The organism is Actinomadura sp. RB99, assembly GCF_014706005.1.
Classification (GTDB): domain Bacteria; phylum Actinomycetota; class Actinomycetes; order Streptosporangiales; family Streptosporangiaceae; genus Spirillospora.
The window spans coordinates 265,478-279,442 of record NZ_JABMCA010000001.1 but is presented as its reverse complement, the minus strand read 5'-3'; the positions used below and the strand labels follow the sequence as shown (position 1 = coordinate 279,442).

Sequence of the window (13,965 nt, the reverse complement as noted above, 5' to 3'; positions counted from 1 at the left end):
GGCAACCGTCCGGTGCGGCGGCCCCGGAGCCGCCGCGCGGCGTTCAGATGCGGCGGAAGCGGGCGCGGCGGATCAGCCGGAACAGGCAGCCGCCGGCGGCCAGCGCGGACGCGAAGGCGGCCGGCGCGGCGGCGAGCAGCCACAGGCCCGTCCGCCACGTGCCCTGGAGCAGGTACCCGACCGCGAACAGCAGCAGGACGAACGTGAGCGTCGTCAGCAGCCCGGTCGCGAGGCCGGCGGCGATGATCAGTACGGTGCGGGCGATGGCCCTGCCCACGGCCGCCCGGCGGGCCCGCGTCCTGTGCGGGGAGGCGGGCGGGCGGAGCGCGGACGCAGGGCCGGGTGCTCCCGGCGGGCGGGGCGGGGCGAGGTCCGCGACGGCGGCGGGCGGCCCGGCGGTGCCCGTTCGCGCGCGCGGGTCCCGGCGGTCCCCTCGGTATCGGACCCCCGGTGCCGTGTTCCGCTGCGCCTCGCTGCTCATCGTCTTTTCTTCGTCGCGTCGATGTCGACCGTCGAGTCTTCCAGGGAGAGCGCGCCGGACGGGCGACCGCGAGGGAGCGCGGCGATTCCCGGCGGGCCGCGCAACCGCCGAAAAAAGCCCCGTTTCCCTGGCAGTGGAATTCCGGTCTTTCCGTCAAATACGTCCGAAACAAGAGAAATGAGTGATCGGCTCCTGTCCGGGTATGGAGCAGCCACCATGGGCCTGACCGTGGAGAGCCGGGCCGACCCGGTGCACACCGATCTGGTCGTCGTCACGCTGACCGGCGAGGTGGACGTGGCCACCGCCGGCCGCCTGCGCGACCACCTGGCCGCGCTGATCGCGCGCGGCGCGCGCCACCTGGTGCTGGACTTCGCGGGCGTCGCGTTCATCGACTCCAGCGGGCTCAGCGTGCTGGCCGGGATCCACCGGCTGCTGTCCGCGCCCGAGCGCCCCGGCCCCGGCGAGGGCGCCGCCGGCTCCGGGGCCGGGTCCGGCGAGGAGGGCGCCCGCGCGGACGGTTCCGGCGAGGGCGCCCGCGCGTCCGGGACCCTCGCCCTCGCCGCGGTCAACCTGCGGATCCGCGAGGTCCTGCGCACCACCGGCTTCACCCGGTTCGTGCCGATCTACTCGACGGTGGAGCCTGCGGTCGCCGTGCACCAGACCACGGTGCCGCGCACCGGCCCCTGAACCGGCCGCCAGGGCGGGCGGCCCGCTCAGCCCAGGCTGAGCGGGGTCTCGGAGTCCACGCGGGTCAGCTTCGCGGGGTTGCGGACGTAGTAGAGGCCGGTGATGCGGCCGCCCTCCACGCGGGCCGCCATGACACCGTCGATCTCGCCGTCGAGCCGCAGGAGCAGCGCCGGCGCGCCGTTGACGACGGTGAGCTCCGTCGTGATCGTGACCGTGCTCTTGACCTTGCCGCTGCCGCCGACGATGTAGCGCGCGACCTTGCTCGCCCCGACGATCGGCCGCGGCGCGGCCTGCTTCACGCCGCCGCCGTCGCCGATCAGGACGACCTCGGGCGCGAGGACGTCCAGCAGGCCCTGCAGGTCGCCGGTGTCGAGCGCGCGCCGGAACGACTCCACGACCGCCCGGCTCTCGCTCGCCGAGACCGCCTCGCGGGGACGGCGGGCGTCGACGTGCCGCCGGGCGCGGTAGGCGATCTGCCGGACGGCCGCGGGGCTCTTGCCGACCGCGGCCGCGATCTCCTCGTAGCTCACGTCGAACGCCTCGCGCAGCACGAACACCGCGCGCTCGGTCGGCGACAGCGTCTCCAGCACCAGCATCAGCGCCATCGACATGCTCTCGGCGAGGACGGCGTCCTCCGCCACGTCCGGCGCGGTGAGCAGCGGTTCCGGCAGCCAGGGGCCGACGTAGGACTCCTTGCGCCGGGACATCGTGCGCAGCCGGTTGAGCGCCTGCCGGGTCGCGATCCGGACCAGGTAGGCGCGCGGGTCCTTCACCTGGTCCAGATCGACCCCGACCCACCGCAGCCACGTCTCCTGGAGGACGTCCTCGGCGTCGGCCGCGGAGCCGAGCATCTCGTAGGCGACCGTGAAGAGGAGGTTGCGGTGGGCGACGAAGGCGTCGGTCGCCGCGTCGGTGGCGTGGTCGTCGGTCATGTCCTCGTCCCTGTCGTGTGCCGGCTCCGCCGGCCGGTCACTTCGATCCGGGGAGCCCGGTGGCGCCGATGCCGGTCCTGGCGCTGAACCGGGCGCTGCGGACGACCCCCTCCTTCGTCAGGGCCGCCGCCCGTCCGGCGAGGAACCGGCGGCGCGGGCTGTCGTCCCGGTGCGACGGCTGGATGACGCCGTCGCGCCGGCCGAGGCTGATGCACGTGGCGACGTAGTCCACCGAGTACGGCTTGAGCGGGCGTCCCTGGATCATCCGGGCCACCGTGTCGGCGGCGTGCGTCCCCTGCGGCTCCGCCGTCTGGCAGGACATGCGCGAGCCGGGGACGGCGGCGCAGTCGCCGGCGACGACGATGCGCGGGTCGCCGATGCTGCGCAGGTACTCGTCCACGAGGGCGCGGCCCCGCTCGTCGACCTCCAGACCGCTGCGCGCGGCGAGGTCGGGGACGCCGCCGATGACGGCCCACAGGACGAGGTCCGACGCGTGCCGCCCGCCCGAGCCCAGCAGCACCTCGCCGTCGTCCCGCACTTCCGTCACCGTGTCGTCCAGCACCGTCACATTCAACCGTTCCAGGCCGGTCCGCACGCGCGCGCGGGCCTTCTCCGAGAGGGAGGCCGCGAAGTCCCGCCCGACGAGCCGCACCGTCAGGCCGGGGCGGGCGTGGGCGACCTCGGCGGCGGTCTCGATGCCGGTCGGCCCTGCGCCGACGACGGTCACCGCGCCGTCCGCGGGCAGGGCCGCCAGCGCCGCGCGGGCCTGCTCCGCCCCTTCCCACGTCCCGACCGGGACGGTGCCCGGCAGCGGCGAGAGCGTGCTGCCGACGGCCAGGACCAGGTAGTCGAAGTCGAGGGCCTCGCCGCCGTCGAGCACCACGCACCCGTCGCCGATCTTCTCCACGGCCGCCTGCCGCGTGCGGATCCCGTCGCGGAGCATCTCCGCCAGCGGGGTCGCCGCCCGGCCCGTCCCGGCGAGCTGCTGGTGCAGCCGCACCCGCTCGACGAAGTCGGGCCGGGGGTTCACCACCGTGATCTCCGCGCCCGGCGCCTTCTTCGCCAGCCGGTTCGCCGCGAGCGTCCCGGCGTATCCGGCGCCTGCCACGATCACCTTCATGTCCGCCTCCTGCGTCTCGGATGGGTCTGCCCATGAGACACCGGGGGCGCCCGGTCCATAACAGCGCCGCGGGTAACGTGCGTCACACCGCCGTGACCTGGGCGGGCACCGGCCGCGACCGGCGCCGGGACAGCGCCCGGTCGAGGAGGGCGGCGGGGACGACGGCGGCGGCGAGGGCCGCGCCGATCCAGGCGACGGCGGTGATGCCCGCGCCGGCGTTCAGCGCGGCTCCGGCGAGCGCCGGGACGAGGCTGATGCCGAGCTGGAACGCCGAGACGGTGGTGGCTCCCGCGAGCGTCGGCGCCCGTCCGGCGATCGCGAACACCCGCCCGTAGATCGCCGGGTTCAGCACGAACCCCGCTACTCCGAGGAGCGCGACGAGCGGGACGACGGCCCACGCGTGCCGGGCGAGCAGCGCGAGCAGGACGGAGCACGCCAGGATCCCCGTGGCCCCGGCGAGCAGCGCGGGCGTGGGGTGCCGGTCGGCGATCCGCCCGCCGACCGACAGCCCGGCGAACGCGCCGGCGCCGAACAGCGCGAGGAGCGCGGGCACCCACACCTCGGGGACGCCGGTGACGCCGGTCAGGAGCGGCGCGAGGTAGTTGAAGGAGATCATGTAGGCGGCGGTGCTCAGCAGGGTGGCCGCGTAGACCACCCACAGCTGCGGCCGCCTCAGGGCGCCGAGCTCGCGCCTGACGCTGGGCTCCTCGCCGCCGCCGGTCGCGGGCACGGCGGTCAGGCTCAGGACGGCGCCGGCGGCGGTCAGCGCGGTGACGCCCCAGAACCCGCCCCGCCATCCGGTGAAGTGGCTGAGCAGCGCGCCCGCCGGACCGCCCGCGATCATCGCGAGGCTGAGCCCGCTGACGACGACCCCGGAGGCCCGTGCGGTGCGGTCGGGGGCGACGAGGCCGACGGCGGTGACCGCGGCGACCGCCCAGTACCCCGCGTAGGCGAGCCCGCAGATGAAGCGGCACCCCAGCAGCACCGTGTAGCTGCTGGTCAGTAGCCCCCCGGCGACCGCCACGGCGAAGACCGCCTGCGTGGCGACGAGCGTGGTGCGGCGCGGCCAGCGGAGCGTCAGGATCGCGAACGGCGGCCCGCCGATCACGACGCCGATCGCGAACGCCGAGATCAGCGCGCCCGCCGACGACAGGCCGACGCCGAGGTCGTCGGCGATGTCCGGCAGCACCCCCGCGAGCAGGAACTCCGCGCTGCCCATCGCGAACAGGCTGAACGCGAGCAGATAGACGCCGAGCGGCAGCCTTCCCCTGAACGCCGCGCTCACCGGACCCCACCGCCAACGGTGGCGGCGCGGCGCCGTGCGACCGCCTCGGCGACGTCCTCGTCCAGCAGGTCGTTGTTGATCGCGAACGCGGCGGCGGAGCCCATCCCGGCCGCCGTGACCACCTGGGCGCGCGGGTCCACGACGTTCCCCGCCGCCCACACGCCCGCGACGCTCGTGCGTCCGGTGCGGTCGGTGACGACCCATCCGCCGTCCTTCTCGCAGCCCAGCCGGGTCAGCAGCGCATCGTTCGGGACCATCCGGGGGAAGAGGAACGCGGCGGCGCGGGGGATCACCCGGCCATCGGCGAGCGCGACGCCCCGCAGCCCGTCCCCGTCGGCGACCAGGTGCTCGACCCGGCCTTCGACGATGCGGAGCCCGCGCGCCTCCAGCCGCTCGCAGTCCTCCTCCGCCAGGTCGAGCGTGTGGGCGAAGAAGGCGACGTCGTCGCTCCATCCGCGCAGGAGCAGCGCCTGGTGCACCGCGCCGGGACCGGTGCCGAGGACGGCGAGCGGCCGGTCGCGGACCTCGAACCCGTGGCAGTAGGGGCAATGCAGCACGTCCTTGCCCCACCGCTCGCGCACGCCCGGGATGTCCGGCAGCTCGTCGCGGAGCCCGGTCGCGACGAGGATCCGGCGGGCGGCGAGCACCGGCCCGCCGTCCATGCGGACGCGGAAGCCGGGGTCGATGTGCTCGACCCGTCCGCGGATCAGCCCGGCGCCGTACCGCGCGATCTCGGCGCGGCCGAGCTCCAGCAGCGTCGCCGGGGGCAGCCCGTCGCGGGACAGGAAGCCGTGCATGTGCGCGGCGGGCGCGTTGCGCGGCTCACCGGCGTCGATCACCGCCACCCTGCGGCGGGCCCGTCCGAGCACCAGGGCCGCGTTCAGCCCGGCCGCACCCGCGCCGACCACCACCACGTCGTAGGACCCGTCCCCGGTGGCGCGCGGCGCGCCGCCGGCCCGGTCGTTCGTCGCCTCGTTCACGGCGATCACCTCCGCCGCCGATGCTCCGGCCCGGCATCCCGACCCGACAACTTCCGTTGCCGTTTCCGGGACGCGGGAGGTGGAATGGGGGGATGACCGAGCACTCCCCGCCTTTCGCGCCCGCCCCGGCGGGCGCGCCGGCTCCGGCAAGCGCGCCGGCTCCGGCGGCCGCGATCGCCGACACGCTGGCCCAGGTCGGTCCCCGCCTCAAGCGCGTCCGCACCCGGCGCGGCGTGAGCCTCGCGGCGCTGTCCGAGGCCACCGGCATCTCCAAGAGCACCCTGTCCAGGCTGGAGACGGGACAGCGCCGCCCGAGCCTCGAACTGCTGCTGCCCATCGCGCAGGCCCACCAGGTGCCGCTGGACGAGCTGGTCGGGGCGCCGCAGGTCGGCGACCCGCGCGTGCGCGCGAAGCCCGTCGTCCGCAACGGCCGCACCGTGATCCCGCTGACGCCGCACCCGGGCCCGCTCCAGGCGTGGAAGTCGATCATCCCGGCGGACCAGAACACCCCCGACCCGTGCACGCACGAGGGCTACGAGTGGCTGTACGTCCTGTCCGGGCGGCTGCGGCTCATCCTGGCCGACCACGACCTCGTCATGGGGCCGGGCGAGGCCGCCGAGTTCGACACCCGCCTGCCGCACTGGTTCGGCCCCGCCGGGGACTCACCCGTGGAGGTCCTCAACCTGTTCGGCCGCCAGGGGGAGCGCGTCCACATCCGCGCCCGGCCGCGCCCCCGCGACGCCGGCCGGTGACGGCTCCGGCGCCGGGGGCGCCGACGCGGCGATGGCGGCGATCATCGCGCGGGCCTTCACCAGGGTCTCGGCGAACTCCTCCTCCGGGTCGGACAGCGCGACGATCGCGCCGCCCACGTTGAAGGAGGCGCCGCCGGGCGCGACGACGATCGTCCGGTTGACGACGCTCAGCTCGCACGCGCCGCCGAGGGAGAACCAGCCGAGCGCCCCGGAGTAGACGCCGCGGGCCCGCCCCTCCAGCCGGTCGATGATCTCCATCGTGCGGACCTTCGGCGCGCCGGTCATCGACCCCGGCGGGAACGCGGCGCGCGCGCACCCGACCGCCGTCACCCCGTCGCGGAGCCTGCCCTCGACCGTGGACACCAGGTGGTGGACGGGCGCGAACGACTCGACGTCGAACAACCGCGGGACGCGCACGGAGCCGACGGCGCAGACGGTGTTCAGGTCGTTGCGGACGAGGTCCACGATCATGAGGTTCTCGGCGCGGTCCTTCTCGCTGGCCGCCAGCTCGCGGCGGAGGGCGTCGTCGTGCCCGGGGGCGGCGCCGCGGGGCCGGGTGCCCTTGATCGGCTTCGACCGCACCAGCCCCTCGGACGTCACCGCGAGGAACTGCTCCGGCGAGGCGCTGAGCACCGCGACGCCGGGGAAGGCGAGCAGCGCGCCGTACGGGACGGGGCTGACCCGCCGGAGGTGCGCGAACGTGGCGGCGGGGTCGACGGCGGTGCGCGCCGTCGCGGTGTTGGACAGGCAGATCTCGTACGACTCCCCGTCGCGGATCTCGTCCAGGCACTCGGCGACCAGGCCGAGGTACGCCTCCCGGTCGTGGTGCAGCTCGACGGGCGGTTCCGCCGCGTCGCCGGTCAGCGGCCCGGTCAGCGGCGGAGCCGGCTCGGACGGCAGGCCGCGGACGCGCTCGGCGGTCGCGGCGAACCACGCGTCCACCTCCGGGTCGCGGGCCAGGCGGCTGAGGCGCAGCAGGTAGGACTCGCCTTCCGCGTGGTCGATGACCAGCGCCCGGTCGGCGAACACCATCGCGGCGTCCGGGGTGGGCGAGGCGTGCGCGGCGGTGCCGCCCGTCTCGGCCTTCAGCTCGTACCCGAGGTAGCCGACGTAGCCCAGGCGGAACCCGAACGGGAGATCGCCGTCGTCGGGCAGCGCCCGCCGGGTCACCTCCCGTTCCAGGTAGTCGAAGAACGAGCCGGCCGGCTGCTCCGACACGGTGCCGTGCCCGTCCACCCGGACGCGCCGCTCCGCGACCCGGTACGTCACCAGCTCGCCGAGCGGGCCGTCGCCGTCGCCCATCATCGTGAACCGCGACGTCCCCTCCGCGTGCGTGCCGCTGTCCAGCCAGAACGCGCCGGGACGTCCGGCGAACACCGTCCGGTAGGCCGCCTCGGGGTCGGGTGCCGCCGCCAGCCGGTGGACGTGGAGCCGGTAGGGCCCCGCGCCGTGGTGCGCGCGCGTGAGGTCGCGGAAGTTGGCCAGCAGCTCGCGGCCGTGACCGGTGCGGATGGACTCGGGATGGAACTGGATGCCCCAGATCGGCGCCGACCGGTGCCGCACCCCCATCAGGACGCCGTCGTCCGACCACGCGACGGCCTCCAGCTCGTCGGGCAGCGCCGTGACCGCCAGCGAGTGGTACCGGACGACGGGCAGCGGCGACGGCAGCCCCGCGAAGAGCCCCTCCCCGGTGTGGACGACCTGGGAGACCTGTCCGTGCACGGGTTCCGGCGCGTGCTCGACCTTGCCGCCGAGCCGGTGGCAGATGCCCTGGTGCCCCAGGCACACCCCGAGCAGCGGCAGCGACCACTCGTCGATCACCCGGGCGCCGATGCCGATGTCGCGGTCGCGGTCGGGACGTCCCGGCCCGGGGGAGATGACCACGTTGTCGAAGTCGGCGGGGGACAGCCCCGACCAGTCGGCGTCGTTGCGGACGACCGTCGGCGGCCGCCCGTTCACCTCGCCCAGCAGCTGGTACAGGTTGAACGTGAACGAGTCGTAGTTGTCGATCAGAAGTGTCCGCATCGGCGACCGCTCCCGGGCGTCGTCATGGATCGCCCAGGCGCACGGCGGCGGTGGCGGGCCGCTCCCCGGTGGTGCTCCACCCTAGGCGCCAGTCACGGCCCGCCCACACTGTAACCGCAGGCGGCGCCCGGTGGTCAGCCCGGCCGGAGGCCCGCTCAGGCCGGCCGGTGGCACGCTCAGGCCGGCCGGAGGCCGCGGAGGGTGCGGTCGAGGACGGCGCCGACCTCGGCGCGCGCGGCGGCATGGTCGGCGGCGCGCGCGATGACGAGGCTCGCCTCGATGATCATCGCGACGATCAGCCGGGCCAGCACGCCCGGCGGCTGCCGGTCGAGCTCGCCGGCGTCCATCGCGCGCTCCAGCCACTCGGTGAGCAGCCGCAGGCCGTGCCGTTCCGCGAGGTCGTTCCAGGCGTCGGCGCCGAGCACGATGGGGCCCTCGACGAGCACGAGGCGCTGGAAGTCGCTGTCGACGCAGGTGTCGAGGAACGCGGCGAGGCCGTCCCGGATCTGGGCCAGCGGGCCGCCCGCCGCGGGCCGGTCGAGCTGCTGGCGGATCAGCCGCTCGGCCAGCTCCGCGCCGACCTGCTCGACCACGGCGGCGAACAGCGCGGCCTTGTCGCGGAAGTGGTGGTAGAGCGCGCCGCGGGTGACGCGGGCGGCGGCGACGACGTCCTCGGTGCCGGTGGCGGCGTAGCCGCGCTCGGCGAACAGCGCGCGGGCGGCGGCCAGCAGGGCGGCGCGGGTGTCGGCGGCGTGCTCGGCGCGTCGGGACGGCGTCATACCCGCGAACCTATATTGACGTACAGCCACCATGTTTCATACTCGCTGTATGGAGCATCGTCCGGATGCCGGGACGGTCCGGCGCACGGACGACACCCGCGGCTCAGGGAGGCGCACATGGGACTGCCCATGCGGCTGGCGGTCAAGATCGGGACCCATCTGGTGCGGCAGCGGATCCGCGGCACCGCGAAGTTCCCGATGATCATGGAGCTGGAACCGCTGTTCGCCTGCAACCTCAAGTGCGCCGGCTGCGGCAAGATCCAGCAGCCCGCGTCGCTGCTCAAGCAGCGGATGCCGGTGGAGCAGGCGGTGGCCGCCGTCGAGGAGTGCGGCGCGCCGATGGTGTCGATCGCCGGCGGCGAGCCGCTCATGCACCCGCAGATCGACCGGATCGTCGTCGAGCTGCTGCGGCGCCGCAAGTTCGTCGTCCTGTGCACCAACGCGGTGCTGCTGCGCAAGCACCTGCACCGCTTCCGCCCGCACCGCGACTTCGCCTGGATGGTGCACATCGACGGGCTGAAGGAGCGCCACGACGAGTCCGTCAGCAAGGACGGCGTCTTCGACGAGGCCGTGGACGCGATCCGGGCCGCCAAGGCCGCCGGGTTCACCGTCTACACGAACTCGACGTTCTACAACACCGACACCCCCGAGACCATCCGGGAGACCCTGGACTACCTGAACGACGAGCTCGGCGTCGACCGGATGGAGATCGCGCCCGGCTACGCCTACGAGAAGGCCCCCGACCAGGACCGGTTCCTCGGCGTCCAGCAGACCCGCGACCTGTTCCGGCAGGCGTTCGCGGGCGGCCGCCGGCGGCGCTGGCGCCTCAACCACTCCCCGCTCTACCTCGACTTCCTCGAAGGCCGGCGCGAGTTCGCGTGCACGCCGTGGGGCGTGCCGTCGTACTCGCTCCTCGGCTGGCAGAAGCCCTGCTACCTGCTCGCCGACGGCTACGCCGCCTCCTGGAAGGAGCTGCTGGAGACCACCGACTGGGACGCCTACGGCCGCGGCCGCGACCCGCGCTGCGACAACTGCATGGCCCACTGCGGCTACGAGCCCACCGCCGTCCTCGCCACCACGCAGTCGCTCCGCGAGAGCCTCCGGGCCCTGGCGGGCTGACGCTCCGCGCCTCGTCAGCCCTCCTTGACGAGCATCGGCGGGCGCCCGACGGCCAGCAGCCACGGCGGCAGGATGACGACGCACATCAGCGGCAGCAGCTTGATGTCGGTGACGACGGTGACCGCCATGAACAGGCTCAGCCAGCCCTGCCGGGTGACGGCGACGAGCAGCCCGAGCACCCCCGCGCTGATCGCGAGGGACACCGGGACGTCGTCCACCAGCCGGTTCGCGAGCAGCCCGATCGCGACGCCCGTGAACACCGACGGGAAGATCCGCCCGCCGCGGAACCCGCACGACGCGGCGATCAGCAGCGCGGCCAGCTTCACCACGACGATCAGCAGCAGCCCGCCCGTCGAGTGCGACGACACGTGCTCGGTGAGGGTCTTCATCTCGCTCAGGCCCTTGAACAGGGTGATCCGGCCGCCGATCGCGCCGAGCACGCCGAGCGCCGCCCCGCCGGCCACGAGCGCGGCGACCGGGCCCGGCAGCCGGTGGAAGGCGGCGTGGACGTACGGGAACGCGTACACCAGCACCAGCCCGAGCGCGCACGCGGCGAGGGCGATGACCGAGCCGCTGACCAGGTCGACGAGCGTGAAGCCGGGGTAGCCGGGGACGTCCACCGCCAGCACCGGCGCGGCGAGCACGACGGTGGTGAGCGCCCCGGCGCCGGCGGCGACGAGCGGCGCGAACAGGCGGTCCCACAGCGGGGTGCCGGACTCGCCCGTCATCGTCTCCGACAGGATGAGCGCCGCGGCGACCGGAGTGCCGAACAGCGCGCCGATCGTCCCGGCCGCCGCGAGCCCCACCCACGCCTCGCCCGGGACCCTGGGCAGGAAGCGCCGCCCGAGCGCGAACGCCAGCGCGACGTTGACCGCGGTGATCGGGTTCTCCGGGCCGAGGCTGACCCCGCCCGCGAGCGTGAGGACGGTGGCGAGCAGCAGGCTCGGGACGACGGGCGCGGGCATCGGCGGCGCGACGAGGCCCTCGGTGGCCGGGTCGGGTCCCGCGTGGCCCGGCACCTTCCAGACGACGAGGCCGACCGCGACGCCCGCCAGGACGAGGATCAGGACCGTCCACCAGGCGGGCTCCCCGCCGATGCCGAGGGCGTGCGGGAGCCGGTCCCAGACGGCTTTCTGCAGCGCCTCGGCGACCGTGCTCACGCCGAGCAGGAGCAGGCTCGCCCCCACGCCGATCAGCAGTGCGGGCAGCGACAGCGCCAGCAGCGCGCGAGGCTGGGTCGCGGTGGTGCCGGCCACCCGCCCTCCCCCCGGAGCCGACGCGATCGATCTTCCTCCTCCCTACCCGCGAAGATCGCGCTGCGCAGAAACCCCCGGTCAAATTCCTGCGGCGGTCAGGCGTCGAGGGGGCCGAGGGGAAGGACGTCTCCCGCGCCGACTGGAGACCTGACGGCCCCGCTCATCAGCCCTTACGCGAGCGGCGCCGCAGCAGGACGACCGGCGTCGCCGCCGCCAGTCCCAGCGCGACCGGCGTCGCGGGCGCGAGAGCGCCGATGGCCCGATCGAACGTGCCGGGGATGGGGAGCATCTTCATCCGGTTCACGGGCCACACGACGACGAAGGCGCGGCCGATGACCCGGCCCCGCGGGATCGCGCCGCCGCCGGGGTCGCTCCGATGCGCGCGCGAGTCCGCGGACAGCTCCCGGTGGTCGCCCATGACCCACAGGGTCCCCGGCTTCACCGTCACGTCGAACGGCTGCTCGGACGGCTTGTTCTGCTCGTGCGTGACGGGATCGGTGTAGAGGTACGACCGCTCGTCCAGGGCCACCCCGTTGACGGACACGCGGCCCTGCGCGTCGCAGCATTTCACGTGGTCGCCCGGCACGCCGATGACCCGCTTGATGTAGTCCTTCTCGCCGGGGGCGACCCCGAAGGCGCCGCCGACCCACCGGAAGAACCGCGCCACCGGGTTCTTCGGCGTCGTGTACGTCACCTCGGGGTCCCACGAGTCCATGCCGTTGAACACCACGATGTCGCCGCGCTTGACGTCCCGCGTGTGGTAAACGATCTTGTTGACGAGGACCCGGTCGCCGATCTCCAGCGTGTTCTGCATGGAGCCCGACGGGATGTAGAAGGCCTGCACAAGGAACGTCTTCACCACGAGGGCGAGCACCACGGCGACGACGATGAGGACGGGCAGTTCCTTCCAGAACGACCCCTTCTTCTTCCCCTTCGCCGGTTCCGCCGCGCCGTCACCGGGCCGTTCGCCGTCCGTCCCGGTGTCCGCTCCGCCGGACGGCCGCTCCGAGGCCTCGTCTGCGGGTGCGGACCTGTCGAGGTCCTCCTCGCGGGGCGCCGCGCCGTCAGAGCTGGGGTGCATGTCTCTCCGATCGCCTCGCGCCTGCCCTCCAGCCGGATCCTACTGTCGCCGCGCCCCGTCCCTTCATGAAGAGCCGCTCTCCGCCGGCGCCCCTGTCCGAAACCCGGGGATTAGTGATGGCCCGGTTCAAGCCCCTGTCTCGGCGGCGGCGAGTGATCCATGATGCCTCTATGTCCTTGCCGCGCCTCCTCGCCGTCCTCGGGTTCTGCTCGCTGCTCGCCGTGGCCGTTTTCGGTCTCTGGCCGACGCACATCAAGGTGGGCGTCGAGACGGAGAGCTGCGGCTCGGTGTGGTTCTCCCGGACGCCCAGCGACGATCACCCGGCGAAGAACGACCCGACCGGCGAGGTCGATCTCCAGCGCGACGTCCGGTGCGGCGAGGCCAGGGACCAGGTCAAGCGTCCCGGACAGGTGGCCGCGGGGGTGACGGTGGCGCTGTTCCTGGCGGCGGCCGTAGCGGAGCGGCGCCGCTCGCGGTCCCGCTAGCCCTTGAGGTAGTCGCCGTGCTCCAGGTCGTCGAGCAGCGTCGGGTGGACGGGCGTCCAGCCGAGCAACTCCCGCGTGGACGACGCGGACGCGGGCGCGTCGAAGCCGTACACGATGGCCATGAACGGGCTGGGGAAATGGGCGGCGGCCTCGTCCGGGGACAGTGAGACCGCGGGCAGCCCCAGCCCCCGCGCGATCGTCTCCGCGACGCTCCTCAACGTGACGCCGGTTTCCGCCACCCCGTGAAGCACGCTGCCACCGGGCGCCTTCTCCAGCGCCAAGCGGAACAGGACCGCCGCGTCGAGCCGGTGCACCGCGGGCCACCGGTTGCCGCCGTCCCCGACATAAGCCGACACACCGGTCTTCCGTGCGGTGTCGACGAGCATGCCGATGAACCCGTAGTCCCCCGGCCCGTGGACGGTCGGGGCGAGCCGGACCACGCTCGACCGCACCCCCTCGGCGGCGAAGCCCAGGCAGGCCCGCTCGCCCGGGAGCCGGAAGCCGGCGATCCCGGACGGATCGGGCTCGTCCTGCTCGGTGCTCACCCGTCCGGCGGGCATGACCAGCGTGCCCGAGGTGCAGACCAGCGGCCTGCCCGAGCGTCCGAGTGCCCGGCCGAGCGTCTCGATCGCGGTCCGGTCGCGCCTCATCATGTCGTCGGGGTCGGCGAAGTCGCCCCCGAACGCCATGTGCAGGACGCCGTCGGCGGCTTCGGCGCCGCTGCGCAGGCTGTCGAGATCGTCCAGGGACCCCCGGTGCGGCATGGCGCCCAGCGACTCCAGCCGCGCTGCCGCCGCGTCCGAGCGCGCGAGCCCGGTGACGGTGTGACCGGCGGCGATGAGCTCGGCGACGACGGCCGGACCGGTCAGTCCCGAACCGCCCGTGACGAAGACATGCATGACGACTCCTCATAAAGCCAGTGACTGACGCTTCTTAGCGCCAGTCGCTGACTCTACACGTAGCGCCAGCCACTGACACATGCG

At 74.2% G+C, this 13,965-nt stretch carries 14 protein-coding genes and 1 riboswitch; of the genes, 4 read left to right on the top strand and 10 right to left on the bottom strand.

The window, feature by feature from the left end; all coding sequences use genetic code 11:
- Nucleotides 1–43: 43 nt before the first annotated feature.
- Nucleotides 44–277, bottom strand: a complete 234-nt coding sequence (locus tag amrb99_RS01445) for a hypothetical protein (protein ID WP_190851056.1) — start codon at nt 275–277, stop codon at nt 44–46.
- 420 nt (nt 278–697) lie between these two features.
- Here amrb99_RS01445 and amrb99_RS01440 point away from each other — a divergent pair, with 420 nt between their 5' ends.
- Nucleotides 698–1,168: an STAS domain-containing protein gene (locus amrb99_RS01440; RefSeq protein ID WP_190851053.1), complete on the top strand. Its 471-nt coding sequence runs from the start codon at nt 698–700 to the stop codon at nt 1,166–1,168.
- A gap of 26 nt (nt 1,169–1,194) precedes the next feature.
- Here the strand turns inward: amrb99_RS01440 and amrb99_RS01435 are convergent, their stop codons facing one another.
- The 4 genes from amrb99_RS01435 to amrb99_RS01420 all read right to left on the bottom strand — a co-directional run bounded on the left by amrb99_RS01435 (nt 1,195) and on the right by amrb99_RS01420 (nt 5,485).
- Nucleotides 1,195–2,100 (bottom strand): RNA polymerase sigma-70 factor, encoded by a 906-nt coding sequence (locus tag amrb99_RS01435; protein ID WP_190851050.1) that lies wholly within the window; start codon nt 2,098–2,100, stop codon nt 1,195–1,197.
- 37 nt (nt 2,101–2,137) lie between these two features.
- Entirely contained in the window at nt 2,138–3,220 is a 1,083-nt protein-coding gene (locus tag amrb99_RS01430; RefSeq protein WP_190851048.1) for an FAD-dependent oxidoreductase, read from the bottom strand.
- 82 nt (nt 3,221–3,302) lie between these two features.
- Nucleotides 3,303–4,505, bottom strand: a complete 1,203-nt coding sequence (locus tag amrb99_RS01425) for an MFS transporter (RefSeq protein ID WP_190851046.1) — start codon at nt 4,503–4,505, stop codon at nt 3,303–3,305.
- Nucleotides 4,502–5,485 carry an FAD-dependent oxidoreductase gene (locus amrb99_RS01420; RefSeq protein WP_190851044.1) on the bottom strand — a complete coding sequence of 328 codons (984 nt, stop codon included), beginning with the start codon at nt 5,483–5,485 and terminating at the stop codon, nt 4,502–4,504. The genes amrb99_RS01425 and amrb99_RS01420 overlap by 4 nt, the downstream gene beginning before the upstream one ends.
- A gap of 92 nt (nt 5,486–5,577) precedes the next feature.
- Here amrb99_RS01420 and amrb99_RS01415 point away from each other — a divergent pair, with 92 nt between their 5' ends.
- Entirely contained in the window at nt 5,578–6,237 is a 660-nt protein-coding gene (locus amrb99_RS01415) for an XRE family transcriptional regulator (RefSeq protein WP_190851042.1), read from the top strand.
- On the opposite strand, the gene pabB is transcribed toward amrb99_RS01415, so the two are convergent.
- Nucleotides 6,148–8,262, bottom strand: coding sequence for an aminodeoxychorismate synthase component I (pabB, locus tag amrb99_RS01410; protein ID WP_190851039.1), 2,115 nt, complete (start codon nt 8,260–8,262; stop codon nt 6,148–6,150). The genes amrb99_RS01415 and pabB overlap by 90 nt on opposite strands.
- A 24-nt stretch (nt 8,263–8,286) precedes the next feature.
- A riboswitch (ZMP/ZTP riboswitch) is annotated at nt 8,287–8,368 on the bottom strand.
- Between the two features lie 70 nt (nt 8,369–8,438).
- Entirely contained in the window at nt 8,439–9,041 is a 603-nt protein-coding gene (locus tag amrb99_RS01405) for a TetR/AcrR family transcriptional regulator (protein ID WP_190851037.1), read from the bottom strand.
- Nucleotides 9,042–9,158: 117 nt separating this feature from the next.
- On the opposite strand from amrb99_RS01405, the gene hpnH reads away from it, so the two are divergent.
- Nucleotides 9,159–10,160 (top strand): adenosyl-hopene transferase HpnH, encoded by a 1,002-nt coding sequence (gene hpnH / locus amrb99_RS01400; RefSeq protein WP_190851034.1) that lies wholly within the window; start codon nt 9,159–9,161, stop codon nt 10,158–10,160.
- Between the two features lie 14 nt (nt 10,161–10,174).
- On the opposite strand, the gene amrb99_RS01395 is transcribed toward hpnH, so the two are convergent.
- Nucleotides 10,175–11,416: an ion channel protein gene (locus tag amrb99_RS01395; protein ID WP_347256486.1), complete on the bottom strand. Its 1,242-nt coding sequence runs from the start codon at nt 11,414–11,416 to the stop codon at nt 10,175–10,177.
- A gap of 163 nt (nt 11,417–11,579) precedes the next feature.
- Nucleotides 11,580–12,497, bottom strand: coding sequence for a signal peptidase I (lepB, locus tag amrb99_RS01390; protein ID WP_190851032.1), 918 nt, complete (start codon nt 12,495–12,497; stop codon nt 11,580–11,582).
- Between the two features lie 170 nt (nt 12,498–12,667).
- Here lepB and amrb99_RS01385 point away from each other — a divergent pair, with 170 nt between their 5' ends.
- Nucleotides 12,668–12,982, top strand: a complete 315-nt coding sequence (locus tag amrb99_RS01385) for a hypothetical protein (RefSeq protein ID WP_190851029.1) — start codon at nt 12,668–12,670, stop codon at nt 12,980–12,982.
- Here amrb99_RS01385 and amrb99_RS01380 read toward each other — a convergent pair.
- Nucleotides 12,979–13,881 carry an SDR family oxidoreductase gene (locus amrb99_RS01380; protein ID WP_190851027.1) on the bottom strand — a complete coding sequence of 301 codons (903 nt, stop codon included), beginning with the start codon at nt 13,879–13,881 and terminating at the stop codon, nt 12,979–12,981. The genes amrb99_RS01385 and amrb99_RS01380 overlap by 4 nt on opposite strands.
- Between the last annotated feature and the right edge of the window lie 84 nt (nt 13,882–13,965).

Coding starts and splice junctions, on each gene's coding strand:
- amrb99_RS01440 (WP_190851053.1), top strand. CDS start 698: ATGGGCCTGACCGTGGAGAGCCGGGCCGACCCGGTGCACACCGATCTG.
- amrb99_RS01415 (WP_190851042.1), top strand. CDS start 5,578: ATGACCGAGCACTCCCCGCCTTTCGCGCCCGCCCCGGCGGGCGCGCCG.
- amrb99_RS01405 (WP_190851037.1), bottom strand. CDS start 9,041: ATGACGCCGTCCCGACGCGCCGAGCACGCCGCCGACACCCGCGCCGCC.
- amrb99_RS01385 (WP_190851029.1), top strand. CDS start 12,668: ATGTCCTTGCCGCGCCTCCTCGCCGTCCTCGGGTTCTGCTCGCTGCTC.
- amrb99_RS01380 (WP_190851027.1), bottom strand. CDS start 13,881: ATGCATGTCTTCGTCACGGGCGGTTCGGGACTGACCGGTCCGGCCGTC.
- amrb99_RS01430 (WP_190851048.1), bottom strand. CDS start 3,220: ATGAAGGTGATCGTGGCAGGCGCCGGATACGCCGGGACGCTCGCGGCG.
- lepB (WP_190851032.1), bottom strand. CDS start 12,497: ATGCACCCCAGCTCTGACGGCGCGGCGCCCCGCGAGGAGGACCTCGAC.
- pabB (WP_190851039.1), bottom strand. CDS start 8,262: ATGCGGACACTTCTGATCGACAACTACGACTCGTTCACGTTCAACCTG.
- hpnH (WP_190851034.1), top strand. CDS start 9,159: ATGGGACTGCCCATGCGGCTGGCGGTCAAGATCGGGACCCATCTGGTG.
- amrb99_RS01435 (WP_190851050.1), bottom strand. CDS start 2,100: ATGACCGACGACCACGCCACCGACGCGGCGACCGACGCCTTCGTCGCC.